The organism is Peribacillus sp. Bi96 (genome assembly GCF_918698115.1).
Taxonomy (GTDB): Bacteria; Bacillota; Bacilli; order Bacillales; family DSM-1321; genus Peribacillus.
Genome location: NZ_CAKKLV010000003.1, coordinates 335,259 through 359,883 on the forward strand (window position 1 = coordinate 335,259; position 24,625 = coordinate 359,883).

The window sequence follows — 24,625 nt, forward strand, 5'->3', positions numbered from 1 at the left end:
TAAAATTTAATAGATAAAATCCGCTTCTGTTTTTGCTCTTACTTCTTCGATACTTACACCTGGCATTAATTCAATTAGTTTCAACTGTTTTTCAACAACTTCAAAGACAGCTAACTCCGTGATAATCATGTCAACACTTCTAGTTGATGTAATGGGATAGGTGCATTCTCTTAAAATCTTACTTATCCCTTCCTTATTTGTATGTGTCATTGTCACAATCACTTTTTTGGCACCCACTAACAGGTCCATCGCTCCTCCAACACCCATGATATTTTTCCCAGGTACGGCCCAATTTGCAATTTCCCCGTTCTGACCTACCTGCAAAACACCCAAGATAGCAACATCAATGTGTCCTCCACGGATCATGGCAAACGATTCTGCACTATTAAAGAATGATGCACCAATCGATTCCCCTACTGGCAACTTGCCTGCATTAACTAAATTGGGATCGATTTTATCCTCCTCTACATCAGCAACTCCCAATAATCCATTTTCCGTATGAAAAAAAACATTTTCGTCATCAATATATTTTGAAACCAAGGTAGGAATACCTATTCCAAGGTTCACTATACTTGGACCCGCCAATTCTTTTGCCGCTCGTCTAGCTATCAAATTTTGCATTTGTTCTTTATCACTCATAATCTATGACACCTTCCTTCGTCAGGATTTTCGTTGCTTTAATAATTCCATCGACGAATAGATGCGGTGTTACAATCTCCTCTGGCGGGAGTTCACCAGGTTCAACAATTTCATCCACTTCTACAATTACGACATCCGCGGCTGTTGCCATAACCGGATTAAAATTTCGAGCCGTTTTATAATAAACAAGATTACCAAGCGTATCTGCCTTCCAGGCCCTGATCAAAGCTACATTTGCTCTTATGGCAGGTTCAAAAATATATGTAACCCCATTTATTTCCCTTTCTTCTTTGCCTTTTGCTAAATCGGTCCCGACACTCGTTTTCGTATAATAACCGCCTATGCCGGCACCACCAGCACGCATGGATTCTGCTAATGTCCCCTGTGGTAATAGCTCTAAGTCAATGTCACCTCTTTGATAAAATTCGCCCACTTCACGATTGCTTGTAAAATACGAACCGATTGCTTTTTTTATTTTCTTTTGGCTTAGGAGAATACCCAATCCTTTCCCTTTTTCGCCTAAGTTGTTACTGATGACTGTTAATCCTGCTACATCCTTTTTGGTCAACCCATCAATTAATGTAAGAGGGGCACCAATCAAGCCAAACCCACCCACCATTAAGGTGTGACCATTCTTCACACAAGATAAAGCTGCTTCTATATCTTGATGTACTTTCGTCATGTTTTTCTCCACCAATCCTGTTACTTTTTTTCAATTAATGAATCACTAGCTTCAAACCAAGCAGGGATTCCAGCAGTCAATAAGCAAATAAATCCCACATCCGCTAATTGTTCTTCGGATGCTCCATTTTCTCTTGCCGCTTCCATCCATTCTTCTACTTGTTTCCCTTTTAATTCTGTAATGAAAATCCCTGTCATCAGGATATGTTTTAGCTTTTTTGAAACAACTGAATCACTCAATATATAATTTTTGAGGGAGTTTTGGTCTCCAAATCTAACCAGACTCAAAACATTCGATACGTATTCCGTCTCCTCATCACCTAATAGCTCCATCATATAAAGCAGGATTTCTTCTGCTGTCTCTTGATTACCACTTACTTCGGGATATGGAATGCCTTTAAGTGAAAGGGCATATTCCAAAGACTTTATTCCCATTTTTAATGCCTCAGTTCCATTATATAAATATGGAACAATTAGGTACTCCACAAGTTCCGGTAACGTTGCTCCACCATCCATTGCCCCTTTTGTATGATAAACCATGCTGCGCTCATACAACCTCGCAGCATTCATGCCTACTAGTAATATATCTTTCTCCTTCTTCGTTAAGGCTCCCTCTTCCATAATGTTACTGCGTAAGTTGGTATAGTGGTCAAGTGCATTGGGGCTATAATCGTGCATTTTTTGCACCCAGCCTGGTACCACATCATACACTTCTTTGAAATACGTTAATCCTTCGCTCATTCGTATGCACCTCTTTAAATTAATTGAGAGTCAAGTATCGATAGTGCTCTAATAGGTGAGGCTGTTGCATTTTTTAGTTTTAACGGGATCCCGAAAAAAAGAAAGCGAGAATGCTTAGGCAATTTTTCTAGATTCACTAGATTTTCAACGATATATATGTCATTGTTTAGTAATTTTTGATGAATACCACTTCCTGAACCCTGGAACAAATCGGCATTGGGCAAATCCACCCCTACGATATGTATTTGCTTTTCAATAAACCATTGGGCCACACTATCATCTAAGGCCTGCGCTTCAAAAAAGCCTTCTTCCCCCCATGATTTCCCCCAGGCTCTGATGAGGACAATATCGTCTTTTTCAACATAAACTCCCTGCCTGCGTTCCGCCTCTTCGAGTAAATCTTTCGTAACAGGTTCATGTGCCGCTTTCAACATGCTTACATCAAGTATGAGGGCATCCCCAAACATTTTTTTCAGATTAATGTTTTCAACCGACTCCTCTTTTTCAGAGAAATGTGATGGCACATCGACATGTGTCCCACTATGGTCAGAAAAAGAAATCAACTTAGATCGGAATCCTTTAGGATGTGAATATTTTCCCTTATGTTCAAGGGGTTCATCTTTAATCCCAATTGCAGATAAATCATTATTTGTAACCAGACCATCGTAAAGTTCCAATGTTAAATCAATGATTTTCAACGGTACACCCCCAAAATTTCATTATGCATTTACATTATCACGACAAAAATGGCTACCCCAAACATTACTATCAAAAATTGACAGCAGTTGTTTAAGGTAGCCAGTTGTTCACTAGTTGTTATTAAAAAAGGTTATTTTTTAATAGCTAATGAATAGGCAATAATTAATTTTATATTCTAATTTTACACTATTTTCAGTTAATTTCAAGGTTTTTTTAAAAAAAAAATATCTTCAAAAAAATCAAATTCGTTTTAAGAATGACTTTATCGCTTCATTAATCTCCTCTCTATTTTCAAACACCATTGTATAGTGATTGCACTTTGAAACAATGGTTTCAAGATCCGCAGTATATTTCTTCGTATCTTCATAAGCTTCTTCATAAAATAATGGGGGGAAATCTCCAATTTTGCCACTAGCATAGACTAATAAGGCTTTGCAGTTAATTTGTGTACATACTTCTTTAGGGACAAATGAATAAAAACTATTGAAATCTGCAAGAATACTATATTCAGATGACTTATTCTCCCAGCCACCATTTACTTCATGAACCTCATACTCTACCACACTTTGCAGATGGTCCGTCCATTTAACACCCAACCGATTATAGATTTCCTTAATTTCTGCGACATAACTTTTCTGGGATTCATATTTTTTGCTTAACCTTCCAAGTGATGGTTGTACTATGTCCCTTTGTTGTTGAGTTGAAGTAGCGGCACCATCCAGTATAATTAAGCCTTTTACTTGATTTAATTTACTAGCTACAACCGCTGATATGAAAGCTCCCATTGAATACCCCATTAAAATTGGATTTTCAATGTCTAATTCTTGGATTAACGCAATAATATCTTCTGCATGTTTGAAAAGAGAAGTATGCTCATCTGTTTCTGAACTATTCCCTCTCCCTCTCAAGTCAATGGAAATGACCCGGTACTCTCCTTTTAGCATTTCCGCATAATAATGCATTTGCTTATGATTACCCGTTAAACCATGTATAGCAATGATTGTCCCTTTCGTTCCTGGGTAATCTGCAATTTGGATTCTTCGATTTCCTAGCTCTTTTACATACATTTTCATTGTCACACTCTCCTCATAGTTCCTTTCATGGTTTGTTTATTTACTACCTTATGTGCTTGTAAGCAATGTTTTCCAACTAAATGACCAAAATTTCATAGCTTTCATTAATTTATACAAGGATTTTTCTAACTCTTTCTACAGCGTATTTTCACCCCTTTCTTAAATACGCTTACCATTTTAATAAAAAAAGCTACCTTAACTTCACCATCAAGGTAACTTGATCGAGAAATTAAGATAGCCAGTCACTTCATTAATTTTCATTAAAAAAGGGCTTTTTTTAATGATTAATGAATAGGCAAGATATAAATACATGTAATGATTCCATTTTACATGAAGTTTTAATAATATCAAATATTATTTGATAATTTAGACTTCTTGATTATTTTCTTTTACACTTCAACAAATTCCCGGTCGAATCCCTAATATACATCGATAACTTTTTGATTTTTCATTCTTATCTCCCTCTAATAAATAATCACTTTATAAATTAAAAGTATGATTTTTTATACATAAATTCTTTATTCGAAGTAAGTTCGGAATGTTCAAATTACTTCTTCGTATTTTAATGCATTTCCATTAAACGGCTCTTCAGCCATTTTTATCGACTCAGTCGGACAACCTTCATACGCTTCCTCTAAAGAATCAATCAAATCTTTGGGCACTTGTGCTGTGCCTTCATTTTGATCGAGAGTAACATATGAAATTCCTTCATCATCGTAATCATATATTTCAGGTGCAGCTCCTCCACAAGCACCGCAGGCAATGCATGTGTCCTTGTCAACAATCGTATATTTCATCATATTCTCCTCTCCTTTTTCTCTTAGGACATAATATGTGTTTTAAGATTATCCCTAATCATCAGTCCTTAAAATTGATAACCATTTCATTTCTATAAATCTAATATGACTTTATCTTAGAATGAACAGCCCATTATCTCAATCTACTAATAAGTCTGAAATATATATATATTCAGTATTAAACATATAGAATGTTAAGTTTTCTGTATTCATTTATTATTGACAATTATTCACAAGAAAACCCTGGCATCCACTTGGATGCCAGGGTTTTCTTTTCTTAATTAACGAAATATAGTAATTTCATTGAGCTGTAACAGAAGCGGACGAGGCTCCCTCGACTTCCGTATTTCCCTTGATGTTTGTTCGATTTGTGAAAGTTTCTGAACTTCACTGACGCATATCCTCAATAGTCTGGTCCCATCGTTCAACGACTTCTTTAGAATTTTTCAACTTTATTTTAATACCAGAGGTGATATCTGCATACTTTGCAACATCCTCACGTGCCGAGACAACCTTAGCTAAAAATCGTTCTCTTTGGTATCTTGCAGTTGGCAATTCTTTTAATCTCACTAAAGAAAGTCGAATATAATGCGCTTTCCCTTTCCAAAACAGTACCAATGTAGCTTTATGGGTACGAATGATATTGGCTGTAGTCGAAGTCTCTGGCCATAATCCAATTCGTAGTTCCTTACTGCTTATGGCTACGATTTCTCCAACGCTTATCATCGCGGTATGTGGCCATCCCGCTTCACTTACCGTTAACAGCATCATGGCTTCATGCTGCTTGTCGGCCAATTCTTTGCCATTTAACAAGTCGAATACCTCTTCTGACATCTCCATCCCAATCATTTTTCCACCTTTTTCCCCTAAGTAATTAACACTAAATCCCCTGGCAATTTTGCTATGTTTTGCTGCTATATTTCATCCCGTCCCACCGTTTCGCACCGAAAACATCTATCTCAAATTGATCTAATGCTCTGTAAGCCAGATGGTCAATGATATCGTTAACGTTCTCAGGATGATTATAGAATGCAGGCATAGGAGGGAAAATAATGGTCCCCATTTTGGAAAGTGCCGTCATATTCTCCAAATGAATTGTATTTAGAGGGGTTTCTCTTGTCATTAGTAATAATTTTTTTCTTTCTTTCAACATGACATCAGCAGACCTTGTTAATAAATTATCCGCTAGACCCATGCGAATAGATGCTAGAGTTTTCATACTGCAAGGGGCTACAATCATTCCATCAACCCGGAAAGATCCACTTGATATTCTTGCTGCTTGATCTTTGTATGAATAGGAATGATCAGCTAATCCCTCTACGTCCTTAACAGAATATGAAGTTTCATGTTGAATGGTGGCATGTGCCCAAGGGGACATGATTAAATGGGTCTCAACTCCACTGTTTTTAAGCATTTGAAGAATCCTTATACCGAAAATGGCTCCAGTCGCTCCTGTAATCCCAACAATGATTTTCATTAATTCCCCTCCTTATTCATTAGTCACTGAATTGAAACTTTGAAATTTAGAGAATTTATACATTGGAGAAACCAGGAACAAATCGCCTTGGATCTACCTCTTTAAATTCTGACCTTTTAAATTCATCTTTTAAATGAAAGGGTACAGTACAGTCATAAATGGTCTTACAGGAAACCCCTTTTTCCTGAATAGATGGGCTGTAAGCTGGATCTTGTGAAGGATCTAACGGATGACAACGTACTCCAGGAATGAATACTGTATCAACATCACCTTGGTATCGAGTATTTAATGCCCATAAAACATCATTGCTATCGAATGGATCCACATCTTCATCCACTATGAAGACATGCTTAAGCTCAGAAAAGGCAGCGAACGCCAACAGTGCAGCTTGTCTTTGACGTCCTTCATCGCTTGGCTGACTTTTCATAAATTGTAAAACTGCCATGTATTTACCGCCGCCTGATGTATGGGCATACACATTTAATAATTTGCCTGGCATTGCCTTTTCCACCATTTGAAGTATGCTTGCTTCTGTAGGAATACCAGCCATATTCACATGTTCTTCACTCGGGCCAATAACTGTTTGCATAATTGGATTGATACGATGTGTAACCGCTTTTACTTTGATTAAAGGCAGTTCAGCTACTGCTGAACCCGTATAACCAGGGAATTCCGGCATTGCTTTTCCGGTATTGGTGTTTTGATCTTCTCGAACACGTACTCCAGGAACCAATTCCCCTTCTATCACATATTCAGCATTTGCGATAGCTTTTTCATCAATGGTCAAGCATTGAACTAGTTCAACAGCTTCATTTCTAATCGCTCCTGCAACACTCAATTCATTAAAGCCTAGAGGTGTCGTTGGTGCTTCAAAACAAGCCGCTACTTCAATAGCAGGGTCAACGCCGATACTAATGGAAATAGGTAATGGTTTTCCGGCTTTTTCTGCCTTTTCACGAAAAACTTCTAAATGTCGGCCAGGAACAAAATACATGGACATCTCATCTTTACTTTGTAAACATAAACGATGTATCGTAATATCTGATTCTCCCGTTTCTGAATCAGAGGCATAGCACATGCCAATGGTGATATATGGACCCGCATCTTCCTCTGTATTCGTAGGTGCAGGAATTAATTTTCTAATATCGAAATCTGGATCTTCTGCATAGTGAACCACTTCTTGAGCTTTCGCTTTATCATTTGAAATCGTGATTGGATCAATTGGAGATTTTACAGCCTCATTTAAAAGGAACCCCAGTCGCTCCGGTTTTGTATCAAGCATGAGGCCGACTCTTTCCCGGCTGGCTAATAGTCCGATCACCACGCTTGCATCTTCATGTCCCAATACATGATTGAAAACCATGGCAGGTCCAATTTTTGTTGGGCGCATTACTGTTCCGCCTGCCCCAACATGACGATAAACCCCAGATAGTTCAGCATGTGGATTGACTGGTTCATTTGTTTCAATTAATTGTCCTGGAATGGCTTGTAAAAGTTCTAAAGCAGAACGTAAATCAGTTACTTTTTTCTTTTTTGTAGACATTAAAAATCCCCCTAGCATTCATATAATCAGTGCCCTATGTACTATTCGGTTTCAACGGAACTATATGATAACGGTTACAAGGAATATATTAATGTGTATTTCTACTATACAGTCAATAGGTATTTGAAAAATCAAGTAATTTTTTCTACTGGGATTTGCAGCTGACAAAAATCAACACTATTATCATTCTCGTAAAAAGTCGTATCTAATAGACAAGCGTCTATAACATCCCCTACAATTCTATAATGATTATCACTAATCCATTGAACCAGCTTATTTAAAAACTCAATATTATATGGCATTCCATATTTATACACGCATGCATATTGCCCAGCAGGCAAGGTTATCATATTCTCCATATCAGGATCTATAAAAGGTAAGGAAGTATATATTCCCGCACCCTCGAAAATATCATCCGTGCCAAGCTTATCCTTTAAAATAACCGTGCCAAATCCCTCGGAAGGCAGCATCTCATGTTTACTTAATACATTCCAAGCTTTCATCAGTGTTAAATGTAATTCCTCTCGGCACAATTTATTTTCAAAGGGTATAAACAAGACATCCCTTTCAGGAAATTCTTCTATAATAGGTTTATCCAATTCGCTCTTAATATTTTTGGCTTCTGAATATTTCATTAACCTCTGTTGGATAAATGTGCGTGTATTCATCAAGGTATTTATTTCTTTATCTATGAATTCTTGATGAAATTCCAAAAGTGACATGGCAGTAGTCAAATTCCGATTTCCAATATGGTGCTTAATATCATTCAGTTTGATGCCAATCGACTTCAAAAAACAAATTTCCCTTAGAAATGGAATCTGAACTGCACTATAATAGCGATAACCATGTTCATCTATATGTACAGGTTTAAATAATTCAATCTTATCGTAATAAATGAGTGTTTGCCTTGAGATACTGTGAATGGAAGCCATTTCACTGATTGATAAATAATTCTCCAATTCTGTTCCTCCTCTACCAAGCCTTTTTCAAAAATTCTTCTTTAGTCATAAATAAACTATTACTTCTTGTCATATAGGTGGAAATGATGGGAATCTCTACGTATAAAACAAACAGTATACTATATCAAATCGAGAAAAAGATATTTTGAATATTTAATTCAAGACGTATCATTTATAAAGCCTATTTAATTTAAAGCATCGTACAAATTAAAGTTTTCATCTTCATTAATATCCTGCCTATTCCTTACTAGCTCTTCTCCCCTCACTTTACCATTTTTTCAAAATGAAAGAATGGTATATCCAAGACTAAGTCTATGAATAATAAAGTCCATCATTGGAATAGAAATAATTTGTGGAAAGGCGCTAGTTAAATGCTGCAGCTGCAGAACGTAAAAAGCAGTTAAATATGGTCAAGATCAGATAGGAGCACCGTAAAAATTAATAACCACATTATGGTCAACTGATGATTCGTATCGTTCTAATTTAACAAATGCAAAATGGGATCATCCTTGTTATAATTTGCAATCGAATCTTTTCATATAGATGGTCTTTTGGCAGTAATAACCATTGGTTTTAAAGGGTGCTAACACTCGAGTAAAAAAGAATTGGGGGAACATCACTCCGGGTAAAAATTAAATAAATGAAACTATAGGAGCATTATGAAAAAATACATCCTGTTGATCTTATCACTTTTTGTATGAATTGCATTTTTGATTGTGTTAGTCATTTTTAAGAAAGAAAGTACTTTACGGACTTTTCACGTTACTAGCGAACAAAAGTTGTCCCAAAATACGCCACATATGTAGTATATTTTGGGGCTACTCGACGTTTACTAAATTTTAGCGTTCATAGTATTCTCGAATACTGAATAGTCAGTTATTTCATATTAACAGTTCTTTTCAATCCGAAGTTTTTTAACTGTTATTCTAGTCTTAAACCTTGGTTTGACTCATTGTTCTCAGACGATATTAGATTTCTACTATTGTATATAAGTTACCCATCTCTTTATAATTCTCACGTTCTAAAAAAGATGGTAAATAGCTTTAGAATGTTTATATTTAGTTTTATTGTTTGTTAGCACAGACTCAACACTGTTTTTCTTCAATAAAATAATTGAATAATGTCTTTAGTAACAGGATGAAGGAATTACAACCAACTTCACTTCCCTATTAACTAACTATTAAATTATTTCATGTACTATTCCTAAACTCAATCCTTCGTCATTTGCAAACATGTACCATTCTTCATCTCCCTTTTCATTATACAATTCTTCTGAGATGTTGGTATTTTCCACAATAAAATCCTTAATACGATTATCTAAACGATCATAGAAATTCATTGTATTTTTAGCCTTCTTAGAAGTTGATTGAACAGACATACTTCCATCATGTATGAGAATTATTGTATTGGGATATGCTTTTCTATAATGTCCACTAATCAAAAGTAACGCACCCATAGAAACACAAGATCCTACACCAATGGTTTCAACTTTCGTTTTACTTGATTTAATAGCATCAATGGCAGAAAAACCTGCCACAACATCCCCACCATCAGATGTTATATAAACTTGTATTGTCTTTCTTTTATCTATTGGAATATTCAATTCTTCATCTTCTCGATTCCATTCTTGAATCCAATAAACAATTTTATTGACAATGGTTGTATCCACTTCATAATTAAAATAAATTTTCCGTTCTTTTAGTCCAAGGTAAAACTGATACTCCTCAAGAGAGTCAGGTAAACTTCCTATTATTTCCAAATATTCTTTATTGAATTCAACGTTTTTCATTATAAAATCCTCCTTAATAATATGTGGAGTTACAGTAAGAAAAAGGGGAATTACACAATCATATCTATTTATTAATTTATTCAGCAATCACTATCTCTGCAACAGCATTTATCATCATTTTAAGTCCATTATTTTTTAAAACATAGTTAAGTGAACTAGAAAAAGGGAGGCTTAGCTAATATAGAGAACACCATGAATCAAATGAGCTAGATTTTAGCCTAAACAAGTCCTGGTCGAAGATAAGCCGACTGGACTAAAAAAGGCATCGAGCCAGACCTCTTTTGTATTTTCAAAGGATCTCCGTTTTGGGTTGAGATTCAACATTCGAATCAAATGAAAATAAAGCACATCTGCTTATATGTGCTTCCTACACGCAAAAAAAGGCTCCAGTAAACTAAATCATATTTTCACAGGATAAAATCTAAAAATAAGAAATAAAAGTAAGATTTGTTTAAATAACATACTATATGCCCTCAACAATTTTGGTTTGGAACGAAGTCAAAGATTCGATTTTCACAAAAAGCATCCAACAATTGAAATTCTTCCCCTGTAAATAGTAAAGCCTTTGGAATTAGCGATTCCAAAGGCTTTTTCTATATGAAAAAAGTAACAAATTTAACACTCAACATGAATCAATTACAAAGTCTTTACGGTAAACCTTATATAGTCGCTACTCTGGATTTTTCACGTCTAATCGGAGCGGGCTTGACTCCCAGCGGAATCAGCGATTCATACTCTTCTCCACCTAATTGCTTTTTATGTTCAGCCTTTGCCTTTTTGATGAGTTCAGTGTTCTGCATTACTTCAATAGCTGAGGAAGCAATGACTTTTCCTGCTAACAACATGCCTTTGTGGGCAATGGAGGTTTTTCCTTGTGCCACCAATTGCCAAGTATGTGGCTGAGTTCTAAACGCACATGTCGTTACATAAATTTGCCCTGTAGGCACTATCCAGCTTACATCACCAACATCCGTAGACGCTGCAATAAAGTCAGGTTCAAGCAAATACTCGTTAACTTTATCCGATAGCACTTTTCCGTTATGATTACGGATTACTTTCTTTTCTTCTTCTGAAAAAGTAGCCTGAATAGATTTAGAGAAATCATTCTCTTCTTGGGTATAAGATTCAGCTCCGATTTGCTTGAAATGATTGTGCATTAAAGACCCCAAGGTGATGTTGGGAATCAAATCCGCAGAAGCCGAATCAATTTGAATGTCCACTTGTGTTCCTGTCATCATGGATGCTCCCCGGGCCACATCCATCTTTTATTGAGAGAGCTGCAAATATCTGCGCCATTCATATTTTGAATGAAAGAACTGCCATCGAAACGGAACATCGAATGAAAGGAGAATTGCTTGAAGAGATATTACGACAGCCACGTCAAGATTTCTATGTCACCAACAAACTTTCTTATCTAGGTTACAACCTCAATAAACCTCATTATGTGTTCGTTTTTCAATTACAGAATCAACATATTATGAATGAGGGTGACGACTCATTATCCAATGCTAGGAATCTGATTGCTGACATTCTGAAAAAACAGACAACCCATGCTGAAGAACATATTTTGGTTTCAAATCAATTTGTTCAGGTCCATGCGTTAATACCCGAAGATTTATTAGTAAAACGGAAACTAACTATTACACAATACGGAAATGAACTATTAGGAGAAATCAGGAGTCAAATTCCTTCTTTACAACTTTTTATTGGTATTAGTAACCTTTGTCAAGACATCAATAGTTTTCATCAAGGATTTAAGCAAGCAAACAAGGCCATCGAAATTGCACAAATTAAAAGACAAAAACAACGAGTGATCCTATTTTCTGAATTAGGTCACATATCAATCTTATTAGACGCAAGAAATCCAAAAGAATTAGAGAATTATGCCAATGGAGTCTTAGGTCCTGTCTTCGATTATGATACGCAAAATTCGACGGAGTTATTGAAAACACTATATTTTTATTTGAGTAACGAGTGTAATTTACATAAAACCGCACGCAAAATGAACTTATCAATAGGAGGAATGCGTTATCGCCTGACTCGACTAAAGGATTTATTCGGGATCGACTTAATGAATTCTTCTACTCGGAGTGAGGTTCAATTATCCTTAGACATCTATATCGCGTTTGGCAAAACTTCTTTTGCTAAATGAGAAAAACAAAAGAACTAATCCATTTGTTAAGTTGTATACGATAAAACTACATATATAGTAAACGCTCAAAAAAACAATACAGGCATCTTTATTTAGACCCGTACTATACCAGATGAAAAGTCACTTTCGTTGCAGCTAAAATGATACAATCTTGCCACCAACGATCATACTATTCCACCTTATGAGTGTTTAATCGCTGCTAACGCTAATAATATCCATATAACATAATTCGATCATGTACATGACTCGACTGGGATCTATCAACATGCAGATGATACCACGTACGAATTCTCTGGACCCTGACCTATGGATATATGTATACAATAACGAAGTTGATGCAATCAATGGAAAAACAAGACCATTATGATTGATTGGCTTCTCAAACATTAAACAAACAAATTAATGAACAATCAACTATTGATACTATACTAATTAGTAAAAAGCCGGCAATCCTATCAGAGGAAAGCCGGCACAAAGCGCTGTAATTTAAATCAGCCTATCCTAATATATTTATTTTGATTTATAAAGGCGTAATCGTTCTGAAAGATTAGGATTCTTTTTAAAAAAAGACTACCATTGGCAGCCTTAATGAATTTATTTATCATATGGTCAAACTAACCATTGCAACACTAGACTTTTGAGATCCATGGTGAATAGACCGTAATCAATGACGACCATTTCATCATTCTCGTTATATCCGACATTATCCAAACGCAAATCTATTGGTATAATACCGTACCTCAGGAATTTTAATCCCAAATTGATCAGTTTCGTATATTCCTTGATTGCTAACGGCACATTCGTGTCCACCTTCTTCATGATAATCCAGCCCGTCCCATGCTCCTTAACCGGACATATATACTTTTTGACTTCCTCATTACAGTTATTATATATATAGGCTTCATTTGCATTGCTTATTAATCCTACTTCTGACAATGCAATTTTTAAAATATAGCCATTATTTAAATCATAGACGACTCGGTTAAAACCATGCCCGATCATTTTATATTTGAATTTCAGAGTTTTTTTAGCAGTAACCATTTGTTGATCTGCCGTATTGAGAAATTGGAATGTCCCTATTTGAGATATCCAAGACTCAATGGCTTTTATCTCTTGCCGGGACAGCATTTTACTTTTATTCGGCTGGTATAGCCCTTCCTTACCAAGGTTAATAATTGGCCACATTCTCTAAACGTCTCCTTTTTAATTTTTTTTCTAGAGTGATGGATTTTCCAAGGAGATGAAAAAACAAGTACATGGAAGAATCAATAATAAGCAAAAGATTTTGATTAGGCTGTTATTGGAAATGAGTAATTGTATAGTTTTTAATGTCAAATAGTGGGAAAGATATTCTATTTGCCGTTCCCAAGTCACTTTCATCATCCACGGATTTATTAACAAGCATGTTCTCAGATTCTCAAGATTTTTCCTTCGATATATATAATATGACTTTCATATAAAAACGGCTTGTACTATAGCTGAAGATACTGGCAAAAAGTCTACACTTTATTCGAATGAAGGATGGAGAGAGAGAAAACGGCTTATTTTTGAAGTCTTCTTAAATAAATTCAAAAACCCCGGGGTGGTTTTTAAAGACCAGATCCGGGGTTTTCTTCTTTTCATTTTGTTTTCATTTTGTTTTCATTTTTGATAAGTATGCTTCAAGAATTATGCTAATAAGTCAACATCATTTGGTTGCTCCATATGTTTATTCTTTTTAATGGAAAGCGCAGCAATTATTGAAATTGCGGAACATGCGATTAAGAACCAAAAAGCCCCATTGTAGGATCCTGTAAGGGTGATGATAAAGCCCATGACAAGAGGTGATATGAAGCCTGCTGCCTGTGCCCCCATATTAATCACTCCCATCGCAGAACCGATAACCTTTTTAGACATGATTTTATGCGGCAAAGCAAATGCAACTGTAAAGGCAAAGCTCTTAAAGATCATACAAAGATTCAAATAAACCATTGCAGCTACTAAGGAGTTCGATGTAAACATCAAATATAGGAATATCCCTGACATAAGCATGCCAAATGCCGCATAATATTTTTCCAAATTATTAAAATACCGGTCAAGAAGCCAGCCACTGAACAACATAGCAACTCCCGTTGAGATACCCGGTAACGCTGCATATAAACCCATGGACAAGAGATCCATCCCTCTAGCTTCCATCAAATAGGATGGAATCCAGGAAGAAAGTCCCCAGTTTACTATTCCGGCAGCAAACCACATGACAGTTATTTTCCACAATCCAGAATTCACCAACAATTCCTTCATTGGCACGCTATTCTCTATTAATGCCTTGTTTGTTACAGTGCTTTCTTTTGGTTTAAAAAACACCCAGAATGCAATCGTTAATAATATTCCTAGCAATCCAATTACATAAAACATGTTTCTCCAGCCCATAAATAATATCATCGGCGCAGCCACCAATGGGGCAAGTGCCATCCCAAAATAATTGGAAGACATTAAGTAAGCAGAAGCCTTTGGCCTTTCATCCCGGGGAAAATAATCCGCAATTCCCTTTTGGGAAGCTGAAGGATACCCTCCTTGTCCAAGACCAAAGAGAAAACGTATGATAAGTAACGAAATAAGAGACCAAGCAAAACCAGTAAATACGGTAAAAACCGACCACACTATGATGGACCATATTAAGACTTTTCTCGAGCCCAGTTTGTCTGTCATCCATCCTCCTGGTATTTGCATGATCGCATAGGATAAGAAGAAGCTACTTAAAATTGCCCCGACAGCAGCAGCATCCAAATTAAATTCTTCCTTAATAGATACAACAGCCACACTCATGACCATCCGATCCAAATAATCAACCAGATAACCAACAAACAGTAAAAATAATATAAAGTGCTTATTTTGGGACACTCCAATGGAACGCTTCATCTTATTCCTCCCTTTTCTACTCATTTTTCGCAGGCAAATTAATTGGAATTATTTATCGACCCTGAAATGTTCCCACTGTATCAGTTTTTGAACTTTGAATACTTTTAATTACTTTGCCATCTCGTGCTCCTGTGTATTCCCCCTGGTAAACGGTTAATTTTCCGTTTATATAAACTGCAAGAATGCCTTCTGGCTCTGATAGCGGATTCTCGAATGTAGCTAGATCTTTAATTTTTTCGGGATCGAATATAACAATATCTGCCTGATAATCCGTTTTTATTAGCCCCCTATCCTTTAATCTCATCAGCTGCGCAGGAGCACCTGTCATTCGACGAATGGCTTGTTCAAGTGTCAAAGCACCTTCTTCCCTAACATATTTTCCTAATACTCTCGGAAATGTCCCATATAACCGAGGATGCGGCTTTCCACCAAAAATCCCATCAGATCCTACCATTTGCAGTGGATGACACATGCCCAGCAAAACATCTTCTGCAAAACCCCAATGAATAACCATGGCTACATTTCCCTTTTCCTCTATCAGAATATCAAATGCGGCATCTTCAGGGGGCTGCTGCCTGATTTCTGAAATTTCAATCAGATTTTTACCTTCTAAGCTTTTATTAGAAGTAGTTTGAACGGATGTAATAACGATATTTTTCCAGCCACAATTTAAAACCCAATTTTCATATTCTGTGTTTGTTTTAAATTCTTCCGTGATTCTTTTTCGGATTTCTGGAACACCCAATCGAATCAGCATTTCTTCCGTTCCCCCTGAATGCATCCAAGGCGGAAGTATGGCATGAAAAACGGTTGAAGCGGCTGAATATGGATATTGATCAAAGGTAATTTCAATCCCTTCCCGTCTAGCGGCATTCATCTTGTCCAGGGCTTTCTTAAATTTATCCCGATTTCCCTGGCCGATTATCTTAAAATGGGAAATATGTAATCGTACACCGGATTGTCTGGAGGCATCTATGACTTCATCCAAAGCTGTTAAAGAGTGAATGCTTTCATTGCGAATATGGACAACGAAACAGCCGTCATATTTCGCAGTACTCTTACATATTTCAATTAATTCTTCCTTATTGGAAAAAACGTTTGGGGGATATACCAAACCTGAGGACAAGCCTACTGCTCCTGAACGCATTCCTTCCTCGACCAGCAAACGCATTTTTTCCAATTCTTGTTTAGTAGCCGCTCTATCCTCAAATCCCATAACCAAGGAACGGACCGCGCCATGAGGTACTAGGTAAGCAGCGTTGCCTATCATCTTTGACTTTTCTAGAAATGAAAAATATTCATCAATGCTATTCCATGGCCACTCCCCTATATCGCCATTTAGTCCACTTAATTGTTTTTGCCATAACGGCTTTGTTTTTTCTGATACAGGAGCGACAGAAATGCCATCCTGTCCAAATAATTCTGTAGTCACACCCTGAAGTGCCTTGATTTTATGAACTTCCGGAACGGTGCAAAGCAAATCAGAATGGACATGAGGATCAATAAACCCTGGGGAAACTGCCAACCCATTGGCATCGATAGTTCGTACAGCTTGTTCACCGCTTAAATTCCCCATAAAAACAATTTTTCCATCCTCAATTCCAATGTCCGTTTTCGTCCAGGGGTTGCCTGTTCCATCATAAACCCTTCCATTTTTAATTATTACATCCAGCATTTGAACACATCCTTTATATGTTAGTTAGACTAATAGATTATTTAAAATAGAATCAAAAGGGTAAATAGGTCTGCTTATATTCTTGTAATCAAAGGTTGATAGCTTTGCACTGCTTAACCCTGGCGAGTCAACCGTTATAATTTCTTTAGCAATAGGCATGAAGGCTGCCCGGAAATGGTGAGATGATTTCAATCCAACAATACTTGATTTTTCAACATCTATTCCATGAAGGAGGAAAATTTGTTCGTCAAATGTCTGTGAATTTACAGAGCATATAACGATATCCACGTTTCCAACCACTAATCTTGCACTTCTCCCCAGGTTCACTTTGCTTCCTTTCCACATCGGTGAGGACTGAATAAACTTGCCATCAGATAGACTTTTTACATACGCTGATAATTGTAGAGGGTTGCCGTGTAATGTATCTGTTTTACCGCCTAATACGACTTGAATTAGGGAACCTACACCTTCTTTATGGGCCATTTCCGCTACTCCTGGATCAAAAATAAATCCAAAGCAGCTATTTGGAATGTTTGCTTCAATCATTTCCTGCAATAAAAAGGTGCCATCTCCTGGTGTACCCGCACCAGGATTATCGGAAGCCTCATTAATGATGATGGGCATTTCCTTCTGGGAGGAAGCATATGTAATGGCTTTCTTTGGTGAAGGCAATATAGGAAAAAATTCATCTTTCTTCTCAAAAATTCTAACAGCTATATCATCTGAAATTTTTTGTGCTAATGAGGGTTCATTGTTCGTAATGGCAATTACTGAAACTCCTGCGTGAGGGATATCTGAATATGGGAAGCCGTGAAATAAGGTACAATCAAGCACCTCAGGATGCTTTTCCCATTGCTGGCACCATTCATTGATTTCTTTAATTGGAGAATAGTAGGAAGTAGTAGTAGGAATAAGTAATGGTAATTTAGTTAGAGACATTTCCGGGTTAACTTTACCTTGAATGATACGAGCAGTAACATCAATCGCTTCTATCCCCCTTTCATAGGAATCCGTATGAGGGTAATCTATATTGCCGAGTAGTACATCTGCTTCTTTAACCATGGTTTCCGTAATATTACCATGCAGGTCCAAAGCAGCTACGATTGGTATTTCTGATCCCAAAATGCTTCTTAATTCCGATAAAATCTCACCTTCAATATCGTCAATTCCTTCTGCTACTCCTGCTCCATGAAGAAATAGACAAATCCCGTCCAGTTTGCCCGAATTCATAATGCTTGATATTAATAGATTTTTTGCTTTTTGAAACGTTTCCGGTGTTATCGTTCCTGATGGATTGGCCATGGCTGCAAAGGTCGGCACAATTTCAATCCCTATCTCTTCTCCCCGATGGATCATCCCACCCAAATAATCCAATACACCAGTGTGCCTATCGAGAAGTTCCTCTCCTTGGGTCCATTCCCATACTTTAAATAAGTCTACTGTCGTTCTTACTCGAGAAAACGTATTCGTTTCATGAGCCAACTGACCAATTGCTATTCTCATTAAATTACCCCTTTCTTCACAAGTATTAATAATAAAAATCCTATCTGACTGACTCCTTAAAAAATTGAAATTCATACAGCTGTCTTGGTCTCCCCCGGTGTATGGGCTGTTCCTCACCAACGATGACAGCTAGATTCGTATTCTCAAGAGTATTCAGGATTCTCCTTGCACTCCTAATGGTTAAACCTAGTCCGTTAGCAAGATCATTTGCTGTGATGCTTTTATTGCCGAAGCACTCACAAAAGGAAAGTAATTTGTTTATGGTTGCAATACTGAGTCCAGCTGTTTTTGCTAAATTCATTAGTTTTGGGTCATCACTCCGCAAGGAATATTTCAATCTCCCATCTTTTCCGACAGGACCAAATACGGTTCCATCCATGTCAACCACAAAACAGCTCGGTTTATTCACTTTGGCTTTCATAAGTGCCTTACGAGCACTCACTTCTGCTTCGTTTGCTGTATGTCCAAACCCAATCCCGATGGTGGTCTCTACACCAATTTTCATGGCTATCTCATCTAATAACGGAGCTTTTTTATATTTTTGGGTCGTACTTTCAATGGCGCCACGTGTGGTTATAAATCGAACTACATCTCGTTCTGACCAGTCAAAAATAGCCTGGGCCTCTTCGCAAAAATCTATAAGGAGGTTTTGCAGTTCAGCCTTTTTACGCTGTTCTCCATATTCTGATAAGGGCTTATTTATAGAAGAAAGCAAATTATTAAAATGGAGGATTCCGATGGCAATTTGTGTATCGCTTTGAAGCAAGGCCTTCCCCTCTAAAAGAACATTATTCAGACTACTTCGAATTGCAGACATAGTAGGGAGAACCCTAAATACTAGCACCCCTAGCCCTTTTAACGATTCGTATACGGAATTAACACACGTAACGGCCACTTGTGTTTGCTTATTCTTCCACAGTTCATAATGAAAATGGACCAATTCATCGGCTTTTTGACCGGTTTTAAGAAATATCTTTTCAGGATATATTTCTAAATCCTCAAGACATTCTTTTACTTCTCTATTTGGTAATGTGTCTATGCTGATCCTCAACGGTGCTTTTATTGGATTAAAAGTAGTTTCTGTAATAATCTTAAAAAGAGTCCGATATAAAGATGTGCCTGTCGATGGAATAAAAACCATTGGCTTAGTAATATTTTGATTCTTTGCTATTTGATATGGGATAATGCCTAAAAAGAATAAAACATCCGCCTCGTCGACTCTTTTATTAATCACATTCATTGTTTCCTGTTCATGATTGTAAGGAGCAGGTAACAAGGTAATGTCGGAGTATGATTGGCCGATGGAAATCACTAGTTCTACTAAATCAATAGGACCTATAACTAATACTTTTGTATTCATTCATCCTCCACCTTTATTTTCAAATAATACTGAATAGTAAGTTTTTATTATTGTTTATAACTTTAACTACCTAAATATTAAAAGTAAATGTCTGTTAATGGACCGAAAATACGTTTTTTTGAGCAGTCAGTTATTTATTTGACCTTTCTCCATTCCATTTCCACCAGAGGATACTATATTTACGTACGTTCAGTTCATTAATAGACCTGGACCCTTTTGGATCTATTATTCATATCATACGTTAATTGGGCGATATTGGAGAAAGCATGTCTATTTGCCACATATCATTGTTTATCAAGACCTAAATTCTTAAAATATAGATACATTAAAGGACATTACATTATTCTTACACAATCGCGCTCGATTGAGTAAGAATGCTTAAAGTAATTTATGGATTTGAATTTGTTGCCATACAATTTTATAATTGTGTGAAAAAAGGATGAGGATTGTGCCTATTAATTCGTTTGAAGATTATGCAATGACATGGAAGCCGACATTAAATCGAGAAGATAGACCGATTTATCAGGCATTAGCTAAGCAGTTAGAATGTGACATTAAAGAGGGACGCTTAGTTCCAGGCACAAAACTTCCACCGCAAAGAGAATTAGCAGACTATTTGGATGTGAATCTAAGTACAATCTCAAAATCATTTAAATTAGCTGAGTTAAAAGGACTGATTAGTGCAACCATTGGTAGTGGCACTTATGTTTCATATGATGCGATTTCGAACGCATACTTGCTTTCAGAAGAAAGGCCAAAACATTTAATTGAAATGGGCGCACTGCTATCAGATCGTGTATCATATGGACCTTTACATGACTTACTGCAATCCATGTTACAAGAACCCGATGGTGCGAGATGGTTTGGGTACAGCCGGCCAGGTGATTCAATTTGGCAAAAAGATGCAGGCGTCAAATTATTAAAATATGTCGGTCTTGAAACGACTAGAGAGCATATCTTACTGGCTAATGGCGGACAAAATGCCATCACTGCAACACTTGCAGGTCTTTGTCAGCATGGAGACCGGATTGGTGTCGATCACCATACATATCCAGGCTTAAAGACAGCTGCCGCGATGCTGGGCATCCAGCTTGTACCGATTCGGTCAGAAACTGATGAAATGAGTCCGGAAGCACTTCTTTATGCATGCAAAAATGAAAACATTAAAGGCTTATATATTATTCCGGATTACCAAAATCCGATGACGTATACAATGAGTGTTGAAACTCGCAAGGCTATTGCGGAGATTGCCATAAAGTATAATTTATTTATTATTGAAAATGGAATGTTTCATTTATTCCAAGATAAAGTATTGCCGCCCGTAGCAACATATGCTCCTGGGCAAACGATTTATGTCGCGAGTTTATCGAAATCGATGGCACATGGACTCCGTCTTGCTTATTTGACTGTACCTTTCAACTTCCTGGATGCTATTCGTAAAGCTCTTTATAACTTAAATATTTCCGTATCGCCACTATTTGCGGAGTTAGCAGCACGAGCAATTGTATCGGGTCAGTTTGAAAACATTGTTGCACTTCATAAAGAGGAAACTAAAGCTCGCAATCAATTGGTCAATCATTATTTAGATAAGGAAAATTGTTTAGGCGGAGAAACAGGGATGTTTCGCTGGTTACATTTGCCGAACCATTTTACAGGGGACCAATTTGAACAAGTAGCTGAAGCACAGGGGGTACAAGTTTATAGTGGTGGGCGATTTGCGGTAGGTAATGTTGCACCGGCAAATGCCGTGCGTTTAGCGATTTGTGCGCCAGAAACGAGAGCAGAACTTGAAAAAGCGCTTATTATACTAAAAAAAATAATTGAAACGTGAAAGGAATATTGTTTGCCATACAATTATAATATTGTATGGTTTTTTTATGCGTGTTATGATAATTCAAATTTAGTAGGAGGATATCGTGCATCGATACAGTAAAAAAAGCGAAACAGCTAATGATCGTTAAACATTATGATTAAAAGGAGCATTTAGACATGCGAAATCAATTTGCGAAGAGAGCTAGTTTGGTTAAATCTTCTGAAACGCGTGAAATCTTCAAGGTCACAGAAAGGCCAGAAGTGATTTCTTTTGCAGGAGGTTTCCCGGCTCCGGAACTGTTTCCGGTAGAGGAACTACATGTGGCATGTGAAGCCGTTCTTAAAGAAGATGGCCCTACTCCCCTTCAATACAGTACAACAGAAGGATATATCCCGCTTAGAAACGCGATCATTAAGCGGATGGATGCGATCGGGTATTCAAGCGCATTTACAGCAAATCTTGATTACGTCAGGTTCCCAGCAGGCTATTGACCTGACAGGAAGGCTCTTTCTTGACGAAGGGGATACCATCATTTGCGAAAGCCCCACATACCTGGCTGCGGTCAATGCCTTTAAAGTTTGCCTGCATCGATCAATTTTCCCCTGAGAATATCTCCTACAGCAAGCCGGAAGGCGGGTTATTTATTTGGGTAGAGCTTCTTGCTTCTGTTGATCCAAGTAAAATCTTTGTGGAGTGCTTGAAAAATAATGTGGCTATTGTTCCTGGTATTCCATTTTTTCCAAATGGTACACAAAAGAACACCTTGCGGCAAAATTACTCGAATACAACGAAAGAACAAATTAGGGAAGGTATAAAACGTATTGGTTAGGTCTTGCATCATGAATTAAAGAAAGTAACAATATCTTCTTAAGTATGACGAGGCAACCTAGCTTCTGTCTTTGCAGCGCTATATGAAGGAATGCTTTACTTGTCACTATCAAAATCCATTAATAGAAATAGGGGGAATTATGATGCCATCATCAAATACAAACTTAAATACTTGGAAGCCATTTTCAACATCACCGCCACCACCGTTTACTCGATTTGTTAAATCAGTACTGAATAAGCTTATATTTAAAACAGATTAAGAATCTGCGGAATATAAGCTGTTTCGCAGATTCGAAGGAGTAGACGATGAAATCTAACATTCAGTTTATATTATCCATGATAATCTTTGGTACGATTGGTTTAGTTCAAAGATACATTGATTTATCTTCGAGTGAAACAGCTTTACTAAGTAGTTCAATCGGATGTCTATTTTTAATGTTCGTATTTTTTATGATGAAACAATCCATTTCGTGGAAATTGGTGAAAGCTAATGCTTCCATCTTATTTCTTTCTAGTATTGCATTAGGAGGGAATTGGATTTTTCTCTATCAATCTTACGATTATACAACCATCACTAACGCAACATTAGGGTATTACTTTGCACCTGTGTTTGTCATGATTCTCTCACCAATTATCCTTAAGGAACAATTACCTATCAAAAAGATTGTTTGTATTGGTGTTGCGATATTAGGTATGTTATTGATTGTTGGAAATGGCATAAGTGCATCTGGAAAAGGTGATCTGCTTGGGATCTTATTTGGATTAGTTGCAGCTGCATTTTACGCTGCATTAATGTTATTAAACAAATTTATTCAAAACATGGCCAAGTTAGCGATTACAATCATCCAACTTGGAACAACTTCTTTACTTCTCTTACCATATGTGCTTTTTACTGAGGGATTTAGTATCTTGGAAGTACCAAGATCATCCATTCCCTTTATAATACTGTTAGGGATTGTTAACACTGGTATTGGATTTTGGTTATTTTTCTCAGGTATGCAAAAGTTAAAGGGACAGAGTATTGCTATGCTAAGCTATGTAGATCCATTTGTAGCTATACTAATTTCTGCTGTTATCTTGCAAGAGCAAATGACATTTGTTCAAATGCTTGGTGGTACATTGCTTTTAGGTTCAACATTTGTTAGCGAAAATAAATCTATAAGAAGGGCTATTATAAAAAATGATTTTAATCAATAAGTAAGGAAGAAGGTTTTTAAAATGGAGAATTATTTACTCTTTATCTTTACAGCCATTCTAATCATTATAATGCCTGGTCCAGGCTTTGCATTAGTAACAAAGAATACCCTTTCACATGGGAGAGAGGGAGGCTTCAAAACAGTTTTAGGTACAGTTTCTGGAATGATAATTCATACACTAATGGCAACATTAGGACTTTCTGCTATCCTGATGAAATCAGCTATGCTATTTTCTATTATTAAATATGCTGGAGCAGCTTATTTAATTTATCTAGCAATCAAATCAATTAAAAATGCTTTATCAAAAAGAGCTATCACATCAGATATAGAAGGTATAAAAACTAATGTAAGTGGTACAGCAAAATGTTTTAGACAAGGATTTATTACAAGCATTTTCAACCCGAAAACAACCGTTTTTTTTCTGAGCTTCTTACCCCAATTTATTTTAGATAATCAAAGTCACTTTTTCCAGTTTCTTTTATTTGGACTCACTTTTACATCACTTACAGGTATTTGGTACTTACTCTATATCGTACTAATACGACAGCTAAGAATGTACTTAAAAAGAGAGAGTGTTAATAGAGCTATAGAAGGTATTACGGGTACAGTATTGTTAGTATTCGGTGCAAGGTTATTCTTAGAAAAATAACGGTGATATTTATTAATTTGAGAAATAATCAATCTAATATATGGTTGATTATTTCTCTTTTACATTTAGGGTATCAGCATTCAAAACTTTCTAAGAAGGATAAGATATCATTATGAATCTCTTCTTTCTCTTGACCTACTATCATCAAATGTC

General features: G+C 36.7%; 23 protein-coding genes. 6 read left to right on the plus strand and 17 right to left on the minus strand.

Annotation, left to right across the window (positions count from 1 at the left end):
• Window positions 1-6: 6 nt before the first annotated feature.
• The 12 genes from LQ203_RS06305 to LQ203_RS06360 all read right to left on the minus strand — a co-directional run bounded on the left by LQ203_RS06305 (window position 7) and on the right by LQ203_RS06360 (window position 11,633).
• Window positions 7-639 carry a 3-oxoacid CoA-transferase subunit B gene (locus tag LQ203_RS06305; RefSeq protein ID WP_230156632.1) on the minus strand — a complete coding sequence of 211 codons (633 nt, stop codon included), beginning with the start codon at window positions 637-639 and terminating at the stop codon, window positions 7-9.
• A complete protein-coding gene (locus LQ203_RS06310; RefSeq protein ID WP_230156633.1) occupies window positions 632-1,321 on the minus strand; it encodes a CoA transferase subunit A in 690 nt (229 codons plus the stop codon). Before LQ203_RS06310 ends, LQ203_RS06305 begins: the two co-directional genes overlap by 8 nt.
• 20 nt (window positions 1,322-1,341) lie before the next feature.
• A complete protein-coding gene (locus LQ203_RS06315) occupies window positions 1,342-2,061 on the minus strand; it encodes a carboxymuconolactone decarboxylase family protein (protein WP_230156634.1) in 720 nt (239 codons plus the stop codon).
• A gap of 14 nt (window positions 2,062-2,075) precedes the next feature.
• Entirely contained in the window at window positions 2,076-2,759 is a 684-nt protein-coding gene (locus LQ203_RS06320; protein ID WP_230156635.1) for a cyclase family protein, read from the minus strand.
• Between the two features lie 240 nt (window positions 2,760-2,999).
• Window positions 3,000-3,833, minus strand: a complete 834-nt coding sequence (locus LQ203_RS06325) for an alpha/beta hydrolase (RefSeq protein WP_230156636.1) — start codon at window positions 3,831-3,833, stop codon at window positions 3,000-3,002.
• A gap of 542 nt (window positions 3,834-4,375) precedes the next feature.
• Window positions 4,376-4,633, minus strand: coding sequence for a ferredoxin (locus LQ203_RS06330; protein WP_230156638.1), 258 nt, complete (start codon window positions 4,631-4,633; stop codon window positions 4,376-4,378).
• Window positions 4,634-5,017: 384 nt separating this feature from the next.
• The gene (locus LQ203_RS06335) at window positions 5,018-5,479 is read right to left on the minus strand and encodes a pyridoxamine 5'-phosphate oxidase family protein (RefSeq protein ID WP_230156640.1); all 462 of its coding nucleotides are present in this window, start codon (window positions 5,477-5,479) and stop codon (window positions 5,018-5,020) included.
• A gap of 52 nt (window positions 5,480-5,531) precedes the next feature.
• Window positions 5,532-6,107, minus strand: a complete 576-nt coding sequence (locus LQ203_RS06340) for a UbiX family flavin prenyltransferase (RefSeq protein WP_230156642.1) — start codon at window positions 6,105-6,107, stop codon at window positions 5,532-5,534.
• Between the two features lie 55 nt (window positions 6,108-6,162).
• Complete coding sequence (locus LQ203_RS06345) at window positions 6,163-7,650, minus strand: UbiD family decarboxylase (protein WP_230156644.1); 1,488 nt, start codon at window positions 7,648-7,650, stop codon at window positions 6,163-6,165.
• Window positions 7,651-7,781: 131 nt separating this feature from the next.
• On the minus strand, window positions 7,782-8,609 hold the full coding sequence (locus LQ203_RS06350; RefSeq protein ID WP_230156646.1) for a MerR family transcriptional regulator: 828 nt from the start codon (window positions 8,607-8,609) through the stop codon (window positions 7,782-7,784).
• Between the two features lie 1,180 nt (window positions 8,610-9,789).
• Window positions 9,790-10,398 carry an ATP-dependent Clp protease proteolytic subunit gene (locus tag LQ203_RS06355; RefSeq protein WP_230156648.1) on the minus strand — a complete coding sequence of 203 codons (609 nt, stop codon included), beginning with the start codon at window positions 10,396-10,398 and terminating at the stop codon, window positions 9,790-9,792.
• Window positions 10,399-11,057: 659 nt separating this feature from the next.
• The gene (locus LQ203_RS06360) at window positions 11,058-11,633 is read right to left on the minus strand and encodes a hypothetical protein (RefSeq protein WP_230156651.1); all 576 of its coding nucleotides are present in this window, start codon (window positions 11,631-11,633) and stop codon (window positions 11,058-11,060) included.
• A gap of 104 nt (window positions 11,634-11,737) precedes the next feature.
• Between LQ203_RS06360 and LQ203_RS06365 the strand changes: the two genes are divergently transcribed.
• A complete protein-coding gene (locus LQ203_RS06365) occupies window positions 11,738-12,550 on the plus strand; it encodes a helix-turn-helix domain-containing protein (protein ID WP_230156653.1) in 813 nt (270 codons plus the stop codon).
• Between the two features lie 609 nt (window positions 12,551-13,159).
• Here the strand turns inward: LQ203_RS06365 and LQ203_RS06370 are convergent.
• The 5 genes from LQ203_RS06370 to LQ203_RS06390 form a co-directional block, all read right to left on the minus strand.
• Window positions 13,160-13,735 (minus strand): hypothetical protein, encoded by a 576-nt coding sequence (locus LQ203_RS06370; RefSeq protein WP_230156654.1) that lies wholly within the window; start codon window positions 13,733-13,735, stop codon window positions 13,160-13,162.
• A 483-nt stretch (window positions 13,736-14,218) separates the two neighbouring features.
• Window positions 14,219-15,448, minus strand: a complete 1,230-nt coding sequence (locus LQ203_RS06375) for an MFS transporter (RefSeq protein ID WP_230156656.1) — start codon at window positions 15,446-15,448, stop codon at window positions 14,219-14,221.
• A 52-nt stretch (window positions 15,449-15,500) separates the two neighbouring features.
• A complete protein-coding gene (locus LQ203_RS06380) occupies window positions 15,501-17,123 on the minus strand; it encodes a D-aminoacylase (protein WP_230156657.1) in 1,623 nt (540 codons plus the stop codon).
• A gap of 24 nt (window positions 17,124-17,147) precedes the next feature.
• Window positions 17,148-18,626, minus strand: a complete 1,479-nt coding sequence (locus tag LQ203_RS06385; protein WP_230156658.1) for a M81 family metallopeptidase — start codon at window positions 18,624-18,626, stop codon at window positions 17,148-17,150.
• A gap of 40 nt (window positions 18,627-18,666) precedes the next feature.
• Complete coding sequence (locus LQ203_RS06390; RefSeq protein ID WP_230156659.1) at window positions 18,667-19,986, minus strand: transcriptional regulator; 1,320 nt, start codon at window positions 19,984-19,986, stop codon at window positions 18,667-18,669.
• 448 nt (window positions 19,987-20,434) lie between these two features.
• Between LQ203_RS06390 and LQ203_RS06395 the strand changes: the two genes are divergently transcribed.
• From LQ203_RS06395 to LQ203_RS06415, 5 genes are all read left to right on the plus strand, one after another.
• Window positions 20,435-21,817: a PLP-dependent aminotransferase family protein gene (locus tag LQ203_RS06395; protein WP_230156660.1), complete on the plus strand. Its 1,383-nt coding sequence runs from the start codon at window positions 20,435-20,437 to the stop codon at window positions 21,815-21,817.
• Between the two features lie 158 nt (window positions 21,818-21,975).
• Entirely contained in the window at window positions 21,976-22,290 is a 315-nt protein-coding gene (locus tag LQ203_RS06400) for a hypothetical protein (protein ID WP_230156661.1), read from the plus strand.
• A 20-nt stretch (window positions 22,291-22,310) separates the two neighbouring features.
• Window positions 22,311-22,628 carry a hypothetical protein gene (locus LQ203_RS06405; protein WP_230156662.1) on the plus strand — a complete coding sequence of 106 codons (318 nt, stop codon included), beginning with the start codon at window positions 22,311-22,313 and terminating at the stop codon, window positions 22,626-22,628.
• Between the two features lie 305 nt (window positions 22,629-22,933).
• Window positions 22,934-23,824, plus strand: coding sequence for a DMT family transporter (locus LQ203_RS06410; RefSeq protein ID WP_230156664.1), 891 nt, complete (start codon window positions 22,934-22,936; stop codon window positions 23,822-23,824).
• A gap of 21 nt (window positions 23,825-23,845) precedes the next feature.
• Window positions 23,846-24,472 (plus strand): LysE family translocator, encoded by a 627-nt coding sequence (locus LQ203_RS06415; RefSeq protein WP_230156666.1) that lies wholly within the window; start codon window positions 23,846-23,848, stop codon window positions 24,470-24,472.
• Window positions 24,473-24,625: the final 153 nt, after the last annotated feature.

Coding starts and splice junctions, on each gene's coding strand:
- LQ203_RS06355 (WP_230156648.1), bottom strand. CDS start 10,398: ATGAAAAACGTTGAATTCAATAAAGAATATTTGGAAATAATAGGAAGT.
- LQ203_RS06305 (WP_230156632.1), bottom strand. CDS start 639: ATGAGTGATAAAGAACAAATGCAAAATTTGATAGCTAGACGAGCGGCA.
- LQ203_RS06375 (WP_230156656.1), bottom strand. CDS start 15,448: ATGAAGCGTTCCATTGGAGTGTCCCAAAATAAGCACTTTATATTATTT.
- LQ203_RS06345 (WP_230156644.1), bottom strand. CDS start 7,650: ATGTCTACAAAAAAGAAAAAAGTAACTGATTTACGTTCTGCTTTAGAA.
- LQ203_RS06385 (WP_230156658.1), bottom strand. CDS start 18,626: ATGAGAATAGCAATTGGTCAGTTGGCTCATGAAACGAATACGTTTTCT.
- LQ203_RS06335 (WP_230156640.1), bottom strand. CDS start 5,479: ATGATTGGGATGGAGATGTCAGAAGAGGTATTCGACTTGTTAAATGGC.
- LQ203_RS06370 (WP_230156654.1), bottom strand. CDS start 13,735: ATGTGGCCAATTATTAACCTTGGTAAGGAAGGGCTATACCAGCCGAAT.
- LQ203_RS06380 (WP_230156657.1), bottom strand. CDS start 17,123: ATGCTGGATGTAATAATTAAAAATGGAAGGGTTTATGATGGAACAGGC.
- LQ203_RS06360 (WP_230156651.1), bottom strand. CDS start 11,633: ATGACAGGAACACAAGTGGACATTCAAATTGATTCGGCTTCTGCGGAT.
- LQ203_RS06310 (WP_230156633.1), bottom strand. CDS start 1,321: ATGACGAAAGTACATCAAGATATAGAAGCAGCTTTATCTTGTGTGAAG.
- LQ203_RS06325 (WP_230156636.1), bottom strand. CDS start 3,833: ATGAAAATGTATGTAAAAGAGCTAGGAAATCGAAGAATCCAAATTGCA.
- LQ203_RS06330 (WP_230156638.1), bottom strand. CDS start 4,633: ATGATGAAATATACGATTGTTGACAAGGACACATGCATTGCCTGCGGT.
- LQ203_RS06410 (WP_230156664.1), top strand. CDS start 22,934: ATGAAATCTAACATTCAGTTTATATTATCCATGATAATCTTTGGTACG.
- LQ203_RS06340 (WP_230156642.1), bottom strand. CDS start 6,107: ATGAAAATCATTGTTGGGATTACAGGAGCGACTGGAGCCATTTTCGGT.
- LQ203_RS06390 (WP_230156659.1), bottom strand. CDS start 19,986: ATGAATACAAAAGTATTAGTTATAGGTCCTATTGATTTAGTAGAACTA.
- LQ203_RS06315 (WP_230156634.1), bottom strand. CDS start 2,061: ATGAGCGAAGGATTAACGTATTTCAAAGAAGTGTATGATGTGGTACCA.
- LQ203_RS06365 (WP_230156653.1), top strand. CDS start 11,738: ATGAAAGGAGAATTGCTTGAAGAGATATTACGACAGCCACGTCAAGAT.
- LQ203_RS06400 (WP_230156661.1), top strand. CDS start 21,976: ATGCGAAATCAATTTGCGAAGAGAGCTAGTTTGGTTAAATCTTCTGAA.
- LQ203_RS06415 (WP_230156666.1), top strand. CDS start 23,846: ATGGAGAATTATTTACTCTTTATCTTTACAGCCATTCTAATCATTATA.